Source organism: Rhizobium leucaenae USDA 9039, from assembly GCF_000426285.1.
GTDB classification, from domain to species: Bacteria; Pseudomonadota; Alphaproteobacteria; order Rhizobiales; family Rhizobiaceae; genus Rhizobium; species Rhizobium leucaenae.
This window is the reverse complement of record NZ_AUFB01000024.1, coordinates 1-15,006: the sequence shown is the minus strand read 5'-3', so window position 1 is coordinate 15,006 and position 15,006 is coordinate 1. Positions and strand designations below refer to the sequence as shown.

Annotated in this window: 13 protein-coding genes; 5 read left to right on the top strand and 8 right to left on the bottom strand. The window is 60.1% G+C overall.

Annotated features, from left to right (window positions below):
- Positions 1–82: 82 nt before the first annotated feature.
- Complete coding sequence (locus K290_RS0126345) at positions 83–2,443, bottom strand: transglycosylase domain-containing protein (protein WP_028754629.1); 2,361 nt, start codon at positions 2,441–2,443, stop codon at positions 83–85.
- A 257-nt stretch (positions 2,444–2,700) separates the two neighbouring features.
- Here K290_RS0126345 and K290_RS0126340 point away from each other — a divergent pair, with 257 nt between their 5' ends.
- The 3 genes from K290_RS0126340 to K290_RS0126330 all read left to right on the top strand — a co-directional run bounded on the left by K290_RS0126340 (position 2,701) and on the right by K290_RS0126330 (position 3,686).
- Positions 2,701–2,889, top strand: coding sequence for a hypothetical protein (locus K290_RS0126340; RefSeq protein WP_028754628.1), 189 nt, complete (start codon positions 2,701–2,703; stop codon positions 2,887–2,889).
- A 75-nt stretch (positions 2,890–2,964) separates the two neighbouring features.
- Positions 2,965–3,087 carry a hypothetical protein gene (locus tag K290_RS38775; RefSeq protein ID WP_280750491.1) on the top strand — a complete coding sequence of 41 codons (123 nt, stop codon included), beginning with the start codon at positions 2,965–2,967 and terminating at the stop codon, positions 3,085–3,087.
- A gap of 356 nt (positions 3,088–3,443) precedes the next feature.
- Positions 3,444–3,686 carry a DUF982 domain-containing protein gene (locus K290_RS0126330; protein ID WP_028754627.1) on the top strand — a complete coding sequence of 81 codons (243 nt, stop codon included), beginning with the start codon at positions 3,444–3,446 and terminating at the stop codon, positions 3,684–3,686.
- Between the two features lie 223 nt (positions 3,687–3,909).
- Here K290_RS0126330 and K290_RS0126320 read toward each other — a convergent pair whose 3' ends face one another.
- From K290_RS0126320 to K290_RS0126295, 6 genes are all read right to left on the bottom strand, one after another.
- Complete coding sequence (locus K290_RS0126320) at positions 3,910–4,758, bottom strand: SH3 domain-containing protein (protein WP_028754626.1); 849 nt, start codon at positions 4,756–4,758, stop codon at positions 3,910–3,912.
- Positions 4,759–5,499: 741 nt separating this feature from the next.
- Entirely contained in the window at positions 5,500–6,954 is a 1,455-nt protein-coding gene (locus K290_RS0126315) for an efflux transporter outer membrane subunit (protein ID WP_028754625.1), read from the bottom strand.
- A 353-nt stretch (positions 6,955–7,307) separates the two neighbouring features.
- Positions 7,308–8,252 carry a phosphoribosylaminoimidazolesuccinocarboxamide synthase gene (locus K290_RS0126310; protein WP_028754624.1) on the bottom strand — a complete coding sequence of 315 codons (945 nt, stop codon included), beginning with the start codon at positions 8,250–8,252 and terminating at the stop codon, positions 7,308–7,310.
- A gap of 129 nt (positions 8,253–8,381) precedes the next feature.
- On the bottom strand, positions 8,382–10,127 hold the full coding sequence (locus tag K290_RS0126305) for an SLC13 family permease (RefSeq protein WP_028754623.1): 1,746 nt from the start codon (positions 10,125–10,127) through the stop codon (positions 8,382–8,384).
- A 78-nt stretch (positions 10,128–10,205) separates the two neighbouring features.
- The gene (locus tag K290_RS0126300; protein WP_028754622.1) at positions 10,206–10,889 is read right to left on the bottom strand and encodes a phosphoribosyltransferase; all 684 of its coding nucleotides are present in this window, start codon (positions 10,887–10,889) and stop codon (positions 10,206–10,208) included.
- On the bottom strand, positions 10,876–11,712 hold the full coding sequence (locus K290_RS0126295; RefSeq protein ID WP_028754621.1) for a pseudouridine synthase: 837 nt from the start codon (positions 11,710–11,712) through the stop codon (positions 10,876–10,878). The genes K290_RS0126300 and K290_RS0126295 overlap by 14 nt, the downstream gene beginning before the upstream one ends.
- Before the next feature lie 361 nt (positions 11,713–12,073).
- Here K290_RS0126295 and K290_RS0126285 point away from each other — a divergent pair, with 361 nt between their 5' ends.
- Positions 12,074–12,793, top strand: coding sequence for a response regulator (locus tag K290_RS0126285; protein ID WP_028754620.1), 720 nt, complete (start codon positions 12,074–12,076; stop codon positions 12,791–12,793).
- A 3-nt stretch (positions 12,794–12,796) separates the two neighbouring features.
- Positions 12,797–14,146 carry an ATP-binding protein gene (locus tag K290_RS0126280; RefSeq protein ID WP_028754619.1) on the top strand — a complete coding sequence of 450 codons (1,350 nt, stop codon included), beginning with the start codon at positions 12,797–12,799 and terminating at the stop codon, positions 14,144–14,146.
- A 63-nt stretch (positions 14,147–14,209) separates the two neighbouring features.
- Here the strand turns inward: K290_RS0126280 and K290_RS0126275 are convergent, their stop codons facing one another.
- On the bottom strand, positions 14,210–14,416 hold the full coding sequence (locus tag K290_RS0126275; RefSeq protein ID WP_028754618.1) for a hypothetical protein: 207 nt from the start codon (positions 14,414–14,416) through the stop codon (positions 14,210–14,212).
- Positions 14,417–15,006: the final 590 nt, after the last annotated feature.

Below are 15,006 nucleotides of genomic sequence, written 5' to 3'. Positions count from 1 at the left end.
GGTGAGCCTGCGGAATTTGCGCGACCATCTATCAGATCAGCCTTGACCCGCCCATGCAAGCGGCAATGCCAAGAATCGCTTGCTATTGCCCCAGTATGATGTCGAGAAGCGATGAGCGATGGTGCCGCCGTACCGTCGCCGGCGTCGGGCCGGGATCGCCGATATCGCCAGGCGGGATATCGTCGTCGTAGTAGCGATCCGAGCTGTAGGGATTATCGTCGGCAAGGCCCACGGGCGGCAGATCCTCGGGATCGTCGTTCGCCAACGCCTGATCGACAGACTGTTGCTGCCGCTGGATGGATTGCTGCGCCGGACGTTGCCGGATCATAGGCTGGCCCTGCTGCTGCGCATCCTGCCCGTCATCGCTGCCTGAGATGATGGCGCCGATCGTCGTCTGCTGGTCGATATTCGGCCCGGCTTCTGCCATCGGCACGCCGTTGTCGACGATCTGTCCGCCGCCGAAGATCGGGGTCGGCGTCAGGCCCTTGTGGGCGGCGATCATGAATTCCTTCCAGGCCTTGGCCGGCAGCCCGCCGCCCGTCACCTTCTTCATCGATTTGCCGTCGTCATTGCCGAACCAGACGCCCGTCGTCAAATGGCTGGTGAAACCGACGAACAGCGCATCGCGGAAGGATTGCGTCGTGCCGGTCTTGCCGGCCGCCTGCCAGCCCGGAATGCGGGCGGCCTTGCCTGTGCCGAAATTGATGACGCCTGTCATCATCGCATTCATGTTGGTGACGACGTCAGGGTTCAAAACCCGCGGCGGATTGTCGAAATTTGCCTGGTAGAGCACCTTGCCGGAGGCTGTCGTCACCCTGGTGATGACATGCGGCGTCGCCTTGTAGCCGCCGTTCATGAAGGAGGCATAGGCCGAGGTCAGCTCCAAGAGCGAGACTTCCGATGTGCCGAGGGCGATCGAGGCATTGGCCTGCAGGTCTGATTCGATGCCAAGCCGATGCGCGACCTTGACCACCTGTTCCGGTCCGACTTCCGTCGCAAGCTGGGCGGCCACCGTGTTCAGCGAATGGGCGACTGCCGTGGCGAGCGTCACCGGCCCGCTATATTTCTGCTCATAATTCTCCGGCGCCCAATTGCCGATCTTCACCGGCACGTCGTTGCGGATCGAGTTCGGCGTCAAGCCCATCTCCAGTGCCGCGGTATAGACGAAAGGCTTGAAGGCCGAGCCCGGCTGACGCTTGGCGGTGACGGCGCGGTTGAACTGACTCTGCGCATAGTCCCGGCCGCCCACTAGCGCGCGGATGGCGCCCGTTGCGTCCACGGAAACGAGGGAGGCCTGCGATGCGTTGAGTTTCTTGCCGTCCTTCGAAAGCACATCGCTCAGCGCCTGCTCCGCCTTCTGTTCCAGCGAGGTGTCGATCGTGGTGTCGACCGTGAGGTCTTCTTTTACGTCGCCGCCGATGAGGCCGGGAAGCTGGTCCATGACCATATCAGCCACATAATTCTGCGCGCCGCTCCAATAGCTTTTCGCCCGCGTCGGCGGCTGCGACATCGCCGTCTTGATATCGGCTTCGCTGATAAAACCCTGGTCGCGCATTGCTTGCAGCACGAGCTGGGCGCGGGCTTCGGCTGCCGCGGGATCGCGCGCTGGCGACAGCTTCGACGGCGCCTTGACGAGGCCGGCGAGCATGGCCGCTTCGCCGAGATTGACGTCGCGGGCCGATTTGTTGAAGTAGCGCTGTGCCGCCGCCTCGACGCCATAGGCGTTCGCGCCGAAGTAGACGCGGTTGAGGTACATGGTAAGGATCTGATCCTTCGTGTACTTGTGCTCCAGCCAGACGGCGAGCAGCACTTCCTGCACCTTGCGCTCCAGCGTGCGCTCCGGCGATAAAAAGAGGTTCTTGGCGAGCTGCTGCGTCAGCGTCGAGCCGCCCTGCACGGCATGCCCGGTTAGCACGTTCGTCACCACTGCGCGGCCGAGACCGATCGGATCGAAGCCGAAATGCGAATAGAAGCGGTGGTCCTCGATGGCGATGATCGCCTCGGGAATATAGGGCGACATATCTTTCAGCGTCAGAGCTTCGCCGCCGGTCGCGCCACGATTGGCGATGACTGTGCCGTCGACATCGGCGATCTTGACGTTCGGAGGCCGGTCGGGAATGGCCCAGGTGCTGGCGTTCGGCATGCGCGATCCGTAATAGACCACGAGACCGGCGGCGCCGATGCCGGCCCAGATGCAGAGCACGAGGCCCCAATAGATCACCGAGCGGACGAAGCCGAAGAAGCCCCCGCCGCGCTCGCGCCGCGGCTGCTTGCGCCGGCTTTTGGAGCGGCGCGGTTTGTCGGGGAGCGGATCTTCGCCGCGACCGGAAGAGCGTCCGCCGCCGGCAATCCGCTCGCCTGCGCTGAAACCATCATCGCTGCGTTGGCTACCGCCTGAAAACGAGGGCTCTATCCTCTGGCCTGATCTGCTTTTGCCTGCCATTGCGGACCGGTCGTACCCCCGATAGTTCCATATTCCGATGTCTGATGCCGGGCCGCCACGCGCCCGCTCGTCCCTCGCGCTCGCATCGCCCTGGGCGGCATAGCCCCGGGTGAACTCTAAATGCGGCGATTTAAGGAGGGATTAAAAACATCCTTAACCGATCGCAGCGGCAGCATTCGTCTATCCACAACGGGTTTGTTCAAGGAACTTTTGTTCTTCTGGTGCATTGTCTCATCACAAAATAAGAGGGCGATCAAATGAGTTCACATATCAACCTCGATAAAGTCGGTGAAAATAAGCTGCGCGAAGTCTGGAGTGTCGAGGATTTCGTGCGGCGCCATCGGATTTGCAAAGAGGAGGAAGTCCGGCTGAAGAAGCTGTTTGGCGACTTCGCCACCAAGCAGGAATTGCTGTCGAACGCGCAGAGGCCGCCGCTGTTTCGCTAGAGCGGACGGAGAGGCCGGAGGCGACGTTCACCTTTAACCGCCACGACCACTTGGCCGTCGCGGGGAGGCCTCATCATGTGGAAACGGTTTGAATTATGGCTGATCGACCAGCTTGACCGGATTTTCGGCCTTGAGCGGCTCGCCCGCCGCGCCGGCTTCTCCGCCGACGACGCGAGACGTATTGCACGCGAAAAGTGAGCGTTTGCCGTTCGCGTAGAAATACCATCGATTGGCCATTGGCCTCTCTGCTACCGGCCGAGGATTTACTCCCTTAATTTGAGGTTGCTACATCTTCCCGTTTGGACGAAAACGCCTTTGCTCCAGTCACGCAGGAACTTTACGGCCATTAAAATCTTTATCATTTCGTGCAAATGTCTAATTCGCCGACTGCTTCATTCAGCTGGCGAATTTACCCTCTTCGGATCGGTTTGATTCTATGGAAGTGTTTGCAATGTTCCATATTTTCGAATGCTCTGATTGAGGTTATAGTGGAGTTGTGTGACCGTCTTGGAGGACGATCCAAAGCACTTCGTAGCGCGTGAGGAGGAGTATTCATGCGACACATCAAATGGAGCAACCCGATCGAGTTCGGTTTCGCTCACGGCAGCTTTCAGATGGTGACCGGCCCTTCCGAGGCCCTCAATTGCATGGCTAACCTCTGGCCAGATCGGCGCGGCCCGCAATATGTGGCTGCGAGAAGCGTTTGCCGAGCTGCGATCGACGGACGGAAATCGGCCGAAGAAGCCCGTGAAATGTTCATTTCGGCAATGCGCGAAGCGCATTTGACGACCCATTGAGGCAGTGCGGCGCTTTGACGCCGCCTGATCACTCAATTCTCCTGAACCGGCGAATGCCGGCGCCGCCGCGCAGCTCCGAAGGCGCGTTCCCCCATACATCGTCACTCTCGGTTTTCCGTCGCATCCCGCTGAACGGCGAGATTTTCCAAATCCCGATGAGCACATGCAAAAGGCCAGCGATGTCAGTCGCTGGCCTCATCATTTCGCTGCCATGAAGGCGGTGTTACCGGTTGAAGCCTCTTGGCGTCATACGGCAATCAGGTTGTGCTGCCGGGCAGGGATCGACATGGTCAGGGCTGTAGGGACCTGGCGAACCGGCATTCGGTCGAGGATTGTTCTGCCCCTGCTGAGGCTGCACCTGCTGTGGCTGCGCCTGTTGTTGCTGCGGCTGGGGACGGCGCTGCTGGTCGTCCTGACGGTTGTTGTCGCGCCGGCGGTCCTGACGGTTGCCCCAACCCTGATTGTCGTCCGGCTGCTGTCGACCCCAGTCCTGGTTATTGTCCTGCCCGCCCCAGTCGCGATTGCGGTTCCGTTGCCGGCGCCAGTCATCATTGTTCTGTTGATCCCAGTCACGGTTTCTGTCGGGGCGGCGATTCCAGTTGCTATCGGATCCATCATTCCAATCCGACCCGCGGTCCCAACCGCGGTCGGGACGCCGGTCGACCCAACCCGGTCCTCGCCGCCAACGATCACGATCCCGGTAAAAATCGCGGCCGCGATAATAGCGATCCCAGTAATCGTTTAAATTGAAGGTGATGGTCGGGATGCCGAGCGGCCGGTAATATCGCGGTCCGACATAGATGCGGCGCGATTGATAGGTTGCCTGGATGTATTGCCCGGCGACCCAGCCGCGGCCTCCGAAGAAGGAGACGTCGCACCATGGCGTTTCGTTGAGGCACCCGTTGATTTCGAGTGGCGTGCCGACGGGGATCATGGTCACCGCCGGATATTGCGTGCTCGGGCCGGACCTCATATTGACGTTGGCGGTGGCAAAACCCTCTGCGGCTTCCGCGATCGCCGGTATCGCAATGAATGCGGTCAGCGCAATTGCGGCAAGAAGCTTATGTCTCATCAATGCTCTCCTTTGCGCGTCGCCGGCAGGATTTACCGGCGGCAGCGCCGATTGCTCTTACCCGTTTGCCTGAAATATCCGGCAAGGGGCATACGATGTGGTTACGGACTCGGCGTGCCGATTCCAGTTTCGATAAGATGAAAGTTAGCGCGGTCGCAGGATTTGGTTAGGTCCGGCGCTATTCTCTCAATCTTTTCAGCGGTTGTAGAAGAAATTGCATGAATGCAGGTTGAATGAACGCGCGCAAACCCGCAGAATTTGTATTAATTTTTAGCCAGGTCTACTTACTATCTTGAGGGTTACCATGGCTTTAGTGAGCGAATTGCCGCTTCTTCCAGTAATAAGTGCGGAAGAATAATCTCACCGGCCTTGAAATCGCCACCTTGCCACCCGATATGAGCTGCGGTCATGCAGCGGGGAACGCTCGGCGCGCTTCAAAGCGAGCCGTATTCATTTCCTAGAGATTCCGGAAGCGGTGTTAATCTCGTGTTAACCTTTCCCGATCAATCTGGCTGCAGTTCCACCTTCCCTTTGACCACGGATGTACTGGCATTGATGTGAGGGTGGATGACGAAAGGCCGGCTTGCTCCGGCCTTTTTGTTTTTGACGTTTGGTGGCGTGCTTTGCGAAAGCGGAGCGCGCCATTTTTAATTTGGCACCTTTATTTCGGCCAAAGAAAAACCGCCGCAGTTGCCTGCGGCGGCTTGTATGAAAAGCGCCCGACGAAGCCGGGCGATCTCTTTAATTGACGGTCTTCTTGTCGGCGACCTTGATAACCTTGGCCGGCTTTACGGCAACGATTGCCTTTTCGGCGGGAACATAGCCAGCGCCGATCGCGACGTTCAAGGAGATGTAGTCGATGGCGCTTTGCTGGACGGCCTGCGCGAGGCTTTCCTGCGCATTCGAAACAGAGCGCTGTGCGTCGAGAACGTCGAGCAGCGAGGAGGCGCCGTCCTTATAGCTTGCCGTCGAGAGTTCGAGAGCTTCCTGATAGGACTTCACCTGCGCCCGCAGTGCGGCAACCGTCTGAGCATCACGGCTGACGGCTGATAGGGCATTTTCGACCTGCTCGACAGCCGACAGCACGGTCTGCTTCCAGACGATATACTGTTCGCGGCTTGTCGACTCGGCGTTCTTCACGTTGGCGCGCAACGCGCCGCCATCGAAGATCGGCAGCGACAGGCTTGGGCCGAACGACCAGGTTGTCAGGCTGCCGCTGATGGACTTCGTATGGATATAGGACGGCGAAATCGAACCGCCGAGCGTGATCGTCGGAAAGAGTTGAGCCTCCGCCACGCCGATCTGAGCGGTCGCAGCGGCAAGGTTACGTTCAGCTTGGCGGATGTCCGGCCGGTTGCGGATGAGATCCGCCGGGACGCCCGTATTGACGCGTCCGCGGAATACCGGTTGTCCACCGCCGCCCTGCAACTGGGCGATAATGGTTGCCGACGGTACGTTCAGCAGGGTTGCGATATGATGCACGGCCTGACGGTAGCTGATTTCGAGACCCGGAATTTCGGAAAGCGTCGAATTGACGAGACCTTCAGCCTGGACGACGTCGAGGCGGGAAGCGGCGCCGGCATCGAGCTGGAACTTGGTGAGTTCAAGCGTTTCGCGGCGAGACTTCAGGTTGTCCCGGGCGATCGCGACGCGAGCCTGATAGTAGCGGACATTGACATAGCTGTTTGCCAGATCCTGCAGATAGGTCAGGCGAGCGACGTCGACAGCGGAATAGGCCGCATCCAGCGATGCATTGGCGCTTTCCTTGGCGCGGCGGTATTGACCCCACAGATCGAGCAGCCACGAAGCCGTGGCATCGCCGGCGGTGGTATTCCGCGTTTCGGTTTCCGTGCGCAGGCTACCCTTCTGGCCGCTGGTCGTGTTGCTGCCTGAAACGAGAAGGCTCGGCATTCCGCCGGCCGCAGCGCTGACGACCTGCGCCTGCGCCTGATTGATGCGTTCCAGCGACTGCTGGATATTGAGGTTTTCAGCAAGACCTTGTTCAGCCAAGGCGTTTAGCTTTCTGTCGCCGAAGGCGGTCCACCATTGCGAACCTGCGACGTCGCCGTTGACCTTCGTACCGCCCTCCGAGAACTTGGCCGCGAGGGGCATTTCCGGTGGCTTATGATCGGGGCCGCTGACGCAACCTGCCAGAAGAAGCAGCAGGGCGGGGGCGGCAGTACGAATGGATACCATCACATTATCCCACAATTCATTTTACATGGTCACTATCTTACGGAGTCAACGTGACCCCATGTGTGTAGGCGCTTCTGTCTACGCAATACCAACAAACGACCCGAAGCATTCGGCGTCAATCTATCAACAAGTTTGCAATAGCACAGTGCCTTTTGCGATTTTTCGCGGCGGAACAGCTGTGGGACCATGACAAATAGGGGGGTTCAGGTAAAAAAATTATGAAGTGTTGCAAAAAACATACCCTTCGCCTTGCCACCTAAAGCAGCAGGTGGATAAGGATTCGAGATCCGGCGCAACTCTGAGGCGGTCATTCGGCGCGCTGCACGGGCTGAATGACCAATTCGGACGTTTCCTTATGGGAAATAGGGGGAGAGGCTTGCGCGAACCCGGTCGCGCGGTGTTGCACCGCGGTCGTCGGGAACGAAAGGCGTAGCCGTGATCGCTTCGTAAGCGCGGATGTACACCTTTGAAGTCTGTTCGATCAGCTCGAGCGGAATTTCGGGTATCTCGTCCTTATAGGGATCGCACCGCTCGCTCACCCAGGCACGGACGAAATCCTTGTCGAAACTTGCAGGGCGCTTACCCTTTTCGAAGCTCTCTTGGTAACCGTCGGCCAACCAGTAGCGGCTGCTGTCCGGCGTGTGAATTTCGTCGGCGAGAAGGATGTTGCCGTTTTCGTCGGTGCCGAACTCATATTTGGTGTCGACGAGGATCAGTCCGCGTTTGCGGGCCATCTCCTGACCGCGCGCGAACAGAGCCAGCGCGTAATCCGACAACGTCCGCCATTGCTCCTTCGTCAGTAATCCGCGCTCGACGATCTGCGTGGGCGTCAACGGTTCGTCGTGGCCGCCGTCGAATTCCTTGCTGGTGGGCGTAATGATCGGCTCCGGCAGGATCTGATTGTCGCGCATGCCGTCCGGCAACCTAATGCCGTACATCTCGCGCTGACCCTTTTTATAGAGCGTCAGGATCGATGTGCCGGTCGTGCCGGCAAGATAGCCGCGCACGACAACCTCCACCGGCAGGATGTTCAGCCGCTTGCCGACGACGACATTCGGATCGGGATAGGCGATGACATGGTTTGGGCAGATGTCTTTTGTTGCCTCGAACCAGTAGCGCGCCGTCTGCGTCAGCACCTGTCCTTTATATGGAATGCAGGTGAGGATGCGGTCGAAGGCGCTTAACCGGTCGGTGCTGATGATGATGCGGCTGCCATCGGGCAGGTCGTAATTTTCGCGCACCTTGCCGCGATAATAATTGGGCAGTTCCGGAAAATGGGCTTCGGAAAGAATTCGCAACATCGTCACCAGCAGGCTCGTGCATCCGCCCGGCGGATGCTTCATGGTTGGACCCTTAGCGCATAATACTAGAAATCGGAATCGCTTTTCGGGAGGGGATCATCGTCATCCAGTAAGTATGGTTGCCCCTCAAATCCAGAACCAGCCGATCAATGCGAGCACCAGCCCGTAGCTGACAATGGTCAACGGCCAGCCGGCGCGCTGGAAGTCGGTGAAACGATAGCTGCCTATGCTCATGGTCAGCGTATTGTTGTGATGCCCGAACGGCGTGATGAAATCGAGCGAAGCGCCGGCCGCGACCGCAATCAGATAGGCATTGGCCGAATGCCCCGCCTTCGCAGCCAGCTCGAAGGCGATCGGCGTCAACACGATGGCGACGGTGGCGTTGTTGACAAAAGGGGTGATCACCATCGCCAGAAACAGGATGAGTGCGACGCCGAAAACCGGCCGCTCGATCGGCAAGACGGTGCCGAGCCCGCCCGCAAGCGTCTCCGCTGTCCCCGATGTCGCGACAGCCGTGCCGAGCGGGATCATCGCCGCCAGCATGATGATGATCGGCCAGTTGAGATCGGCGATCGCGGCGCGCAGGTTGATGAAATTCAACAATGCCATCGCCAGAATAACGCCTGCAAAGGCAATCTCCGGACGCAGCAGGCCGGTGGCGGCGGCAAGCACGCCGCAGGCAAAAATCAGCAGCGGCCAGAAGGACCGCAGCGGCGGCGTATGGTCGTAGCTCGCCGCCAGCGGCAGGCATTCGCACTCCTCCAGCGCCTCGGCAATGGCATGCTTTGGCCCTTCCAGCTTGAGGATATCGCCGATCGAAAGCGTAAGATCGTCGAAACGTCCGTCGATGCGCGGCGAGCGCATGGAAAGCCCGGTGATCGCAACCCCCCGCGAGCGGAAAACCTCCAGCGATTGGATGCGTGAACCGATCAAAGTGCTTTGCGGCATGACCACCGCTTCGCTGCGAACGAAGTCGGATCCATAGGGATCGGGATGGGATTCGAGCATCAGCACGCCCTTTGCCGAGAGCCTGTCGAACAGCAAGTCCGGTCCTTCGGCAAGCAGAATGTCGCCCGCCTCGATCACGGCGCCTTCGACAGGGGAGGCGAAGCGGCTGCCGCGAATCAGCGCGTGCGGCTGGATACCGAAAGCCCGGCCGCAGTCCGCCAGCCGCTGCCCGACCAAGGGAGAACCATGCGGTATCCGGCGTTCCGCGATCATCTGCCGGTCTATGGTCTGGCCGGGGGCTGCATCCTCCTCACCCGATTTAGGAAACAGGCGCGGGACTGTTGCCGCGATCAGAATCACGCCGACCACGGCAACCGGCAAGCCGACATAGGCGAAATCGAAGAAGTGGAAGCCGCGTCCGGTCGCCCTGAGCAGGGCGTCGCTGACCAGAAGGTTGGCCGGCGTGCCGATCAGCGACACCAATCCGCCGAGCAATGCCGAAAACGAAATCGGGATCAGCAATTGTCGCCGCGGAATGGCAGTGACGTCGGCGATGCGCAGTGCCACCGGCAGCGCGATCGCATAGGCGCCGATATTGTTCATGAAGATCGAGATAAAGGCCGTCAGCCCGGAAAGCACTCCGATGATCACAAAGGAGGGCGGATCTGCGGCAAGCAGTCGGTCGGCCAGCGCGCCGAAAAGCTGCGCCCGCGAAAGAACCTGAACGATCAGCAGAATTTCGATCACGGTGATCACGACCGGACTCGCCAGGCCGGAAAACACCCCCTCCGCCGGATAGAGGCCGAGCACGTATCCGGCAAGCACTCCGGCGATCGAGATGACCTCGATCCGGAAACGGTCAAGACAAAACAGCGCCAACATCAGGCCAAGAAGGATCAGCAGGGATGCTTGTTCGAACGTCATGGGCAGGCCCCGGAGATTCGCTTGGACCCAGAATGAACCAGCCTGCCGATTCTGTACAGCCCCGGCGCGGGACTGTCGTCAGGCGGGCCTCTGCCGCCAGCCGCTTCCGCTCCGTTCGAGGATCGGCGTCGAAAACACACCGATGATCCGCTCGCTCCATGCCTTACCGGTAGCATCGATCCGCTCGCGCCAGCGTTCGGATTGCAGCATGGCGGCCCCGATCACCACAGGCTCGATGCCGCATGCGGCCAAGAGCTCCAGGCCGGAGACGATCGACGCACCGCTCGAGATCACGTCGTCGATCAGCGCAACCCGCCTGCCTCGCAGGAGCGGAAGCATGCGCGGGTCGATATAAAGCCGCTTCTCCTGGTCCGGCGTGGTGATGGAGGAAAGAGCAACCGACAGATCCTCGCGATACCAGAATTTTCGCGAGGTGCCGAGCGGAGCGTAACGCTGATGGCCGAGCGCGCGGGCAACCGCGCTTGCCAGTGTCAGCCCGAGCGTCGGCAGTCCGGTGACGACATCGACATCATGGGCGGCGAGGCCTGCGGCCAGTGCTTCGGCCAGCGCCTCCTGCACGGAAAAACTCGCCTGATTGATAATCAGCGAGGCCAGCGCGTGATTGCCATCGGCCAACACACGGATCGGCAGGCGCAATTGCCGTCCGTCGGGAAGTTCCGCCACATAGAAATCGTGGAATTCGCCGCTTGCGTCAAAGCTATGCGGCGGATGGATCTCCTGCCAGAAATCATGAGGCTGCATTGCGTCCCGCCTTCAGGCCATTTCGTCCGTTCTTTTCCATGCTCGCGCGGCGGCGAAGCCCGAGAATTTCAGCCTCCGTCAGCGCCCGGACCGCGCCTTTCGCAAGATCGCCGAGCGCGATGTCGCCGAAGGAGACGCGGACCAGCCGCAGACATTCGATGCCGAGCGCCTCCAGCATTCGCCGGATCTGCCGGTTGCGCCCCTCCTTGAGCTCGACCTCGATCCAGGCATTGCGGTCGCCGCTGCGCAGCAGGCGGGCGGCGATGGCGGTCAGAAGCTCACCGTCGTCGATAATTCCGCGTTCCATGCGGCTCAGGAGCTCCTGGTCCATGATGCGGTTGACCTGGACGTGATAGATTTTGCTCACATGAGTGACGGGATCGAGCAGCGCCTGCGCCAGCACGGTATCATTGGTGAAGAGAAGCAATCCTTCGCTTGCCTTGTCCAACCGCCCGACGGGCGCGAGATGCCGGGCGTCGATATCTTTCAGACAGTCGTAGACCGTCGGCCGGCCCTCGGGATCGTCGCGTGTCGTCACCAGCCCGCGCGGCTTGTTCAGCATGAAATAAAGCTGCTTTTCCGCTGCGATCTCGACGCCATCGACGGCAATCCGCGCCCGGTCGAGATCGATCCAGGCGGCCGGATCGGTGATTTTGCGGCCGTCGACTGTAACGCGGCCCGCAGCGATCAGCGCTTCCGCCTGGGTGCGTGAGCAATAGCCGAGCTTCGACAGCGCCCGCGGCAGGGTCACACGCTTGCCCTCTGCCTCCTGCCGGCCTTTTGAAGCTTTGCCTGATCTCTGCGGTGCATGCCTTTGGATCACCCTTAGCCTCGTTCTTGGTGTTGCCGATGGTCAGGCATCAGCCCGACAAGGGCAATCCTTCGCACCAGGCCAACCATTCGCATGAGGAACGTCGCGACGCAAATCGCAACAAGGGAAACACACAGGACAGGCAGGGCTTGCGCCCTGTCGACGCAAGCCCTGCGGCGGCTCGGAGCGGCGATGGGTCGAGTGCGGCGATGCCGGGGTAGCTGTCGCCGTCCGCTCCGAAGGGGGGCCGTCGCGGTGAACCTGCATGGCGTCTGTTGCCGGAATTTTTCAGAACAGCGGAAATTTGTTACAGTTTGTAACGCCGGCCGTTTCTTTGTTGTCAAAGCCGCCCTTCGCCTCGCATGGATGCGCCATGGTTTCTGCATCGCTTCTTCTGGTCGAGGACGACCGCGAAATTAGGGCGCTTCTGGAGGAGTTCCTGAGCCGCGAGGGTTTTGCCGTCGAAGCGGTCGAAAGTGCTGCCGCCATGGATCGCGCACTTGTCAGGGGTTTTCCCGATCTCATCATTCTCGATCTGATGCTGCCTGGCGAGGATGGCTTGTCGGCCTGCCGCCGCATACGGGCGCGCAGCCAAGTGCCGATCCTGATGCTGACGGCGAAGTCCGATGATATCGACCGCATTCTCGGCCTTGAAATGGGTGCCGACGATTATCTCGGCAAACCTTTCAACCCGCGCGAGCTCTTGGCGCGTATCCGCGCCATCCTGCGCCGCTCCGGTCCCGAACGGCCGGAGGAAGGCTGCGGCCCGCGCCGGCGCAAGAGTTTTGCGGGCCTCATCGTCGATCTCGACGGCAGGGCGATCGAGATCGAAGGCGAGGGTCCGGTGCGTCTGACGACCGCTGAGTTCGATCTGCTTGTCTGCTTCCTGGAACGACCGCGCCGGGTTCTCTCGCGCGACCAATTGCTCGATTGGACGCGCGGCCGCGGTGCCGATCCCTTCGATCGCACCATCGACGTGACCGTCTCGCGCCTGCGCACTAAGCTTGCGCATTATTTGCCCGACGGCGCGCAGGTCATCACCACTGTCCGCAATGCCGGCTATCTCCTGACCGTCGATGTGAGGGATGTCTGAACCATGCTGAAACTCGGTCTCGTTTCCCGCATCATCATGATCGTCGCCGTGGCACTGTTCGTCATCCAGCTCGCCGCCTTCGTTGCCGCCAGTTTGAAACCGGATTCGCCGCTCAGCCACCAGCTATCGCCGGCGATGCAGGTCAAGTCGGCGGTGCGCCTGCTCGATGCCATTCCGCCCGAGGCGCAGGAGCAGGCCGCGCGGGCGCTGAACGCCACGGGTCTCGATCTGCGCCTGGTCGATGCCACGGCGCCCGCGCAAAATAATGCCGCCGATCCGACGCTTGGCCGCAAACTGGCTCGCGAGCTTGCCAACATGGCGCTTGGAGATCGCTATTTCAGCCTGCGCTCGCTCCCGGAACGGCCGCAAAGCTGGTTTTCGGTCGGTGCTCCCGACCGGACCATCGAAGTGTCGATCGGCGTTGCCGGCGGCAAGGTTGCCATCTTCAGCTTGGCCGATACCCCGACAGTGCGGTTGCGCGGCGTGCCGGTGGGCTTCATGGCCGGACTTTTGGGCGTGCTGGTCGCTGTGATCGCCGTCGTCGCGGTCGCGCGCGAGACGCGGCCGCTGACGCGTCTTTCACGCACCGTCAATTCCATTGGAAAGGGCTTGCAGCCCATCGAAATTCCGGAGCGGGGCGCCTGTGAGCTGCGCCTCCTGATCCGCGCCATCAACGGCATGCAATTGCGCATCGCCGCCTTGATCAACAATCGCACCCTGATATTGGGCGCGATCTCTCATGACCTCAGAACCTATCTCACCCGTTTCCGTCTGCGCATGGAGATGATGCCGGACACGCCGCATCGCGAGCGCGCGATTGCCGATGTCGAAGCCATGCAGCGCCTCGTCGAAGAGGCGCTAGGCCTTGCCAGCAGCACCGTCGTTTCCGGAGGAAGGGATATCGCCGACCTCAATGCGGCTGTTTGCGCTGTTGTCGCCGAGCGGCAGGACAGACCGGATATTGCCTCGCTGTTACCGCTCGGAAGAGAATTGGCGGTGACGATCCCACAGACGGCGCTGGCCCGGGTGCTGGACAATCTGATCGACAATGCGCTGCGTTATGGCGGCAGGGCCGATATTGACATCGAGTGCCGCGACGATCACGCCGCCATCATTATCGGTGATCGTGGCCCGAGCATTCCGATGGAGCGGCGCAAGGATGTGCTCGAACCCTTCGTTCGTCTGGAGGAATCGCGTAATCGCGATCTCGGTGGGAGTGGTTTGGGGCTGACGATCGTCCGGCAAATCCTCGATGCGCACAACGGCGCGCTTTGCCTGGAGGATCGCGATGGCGGCGGCCTCAATGCCATCGTGCTTTTGCCGCTGGCAACGAGCAGTCGGGTTGCCGCCTGATTTAGGGCATAGCCGAGGGTTCGCGCGCAAGTGCGCGATCTGTGCCATCTGTCGCGTTACCGCTCAATGACGGGTGAGGAAGCGCTTCAGTTCCTCCCGGCTAACGACGATGCCTGCGGCGGCCTTTTGCGGATCCGGATGGGTATAAGTGAAGCTCGGCAGGTCAGGCAGATCCAATGCCTGGCGCATATTCATGATGCCGAGCGCCCTCCGTCCGGTGGCGCTGTCGACGCTGACTTCGACGATGCTCTCTGGTCTTGTTGTTTCCATGGTGTCCTCCCACCTTCTTTTATAGCAGAAATCTCATGTAAAATATTGGTTTTTATGAGACCTCGCTTAGATAAAAAGGCTTAAAGGACCGTCCCTGGCCGCAAGGGTTCATTAACCATGAATTGGCCTCGCAGCGCAGAAACGCGATTATCCCTGCCGGTCCGCAATGGCTTACCTTCGCCAAAAGCCGGAAATTTTGACCAATGGGACAAAATTTTTTGCCGAGTTTGCGGGGGACCGAAGCGCTCTTCTCAGGCGCAGCGAAAATCCCCCAGTAAAATCAGCTAGTTACAAAAATGTCAGAATTTTTACAGTGAGGGTGTTGACTATGTTCGGGTGTGGGGTCTATAAGCCCGATCACTGACGAGGGCGGCGGCGCTGCTGGCGACGAAGTCTCTCGCTCTAGAGTTTCCTGGATTGGCTGCGATGCTGATTGGTGGTTCTGAGCTTAGGTGCTTGGGCTTGAGGGAGCGGTATTCGACCGGGATGACTGGTCTGTTATTTGACAATTGAAGAATGGAAGAAAGAGAAACGTGGGCGGCGGAGCTTGCGGGATCTGAAGAGATTTGGATCCTTTGAAAGAGACTTTG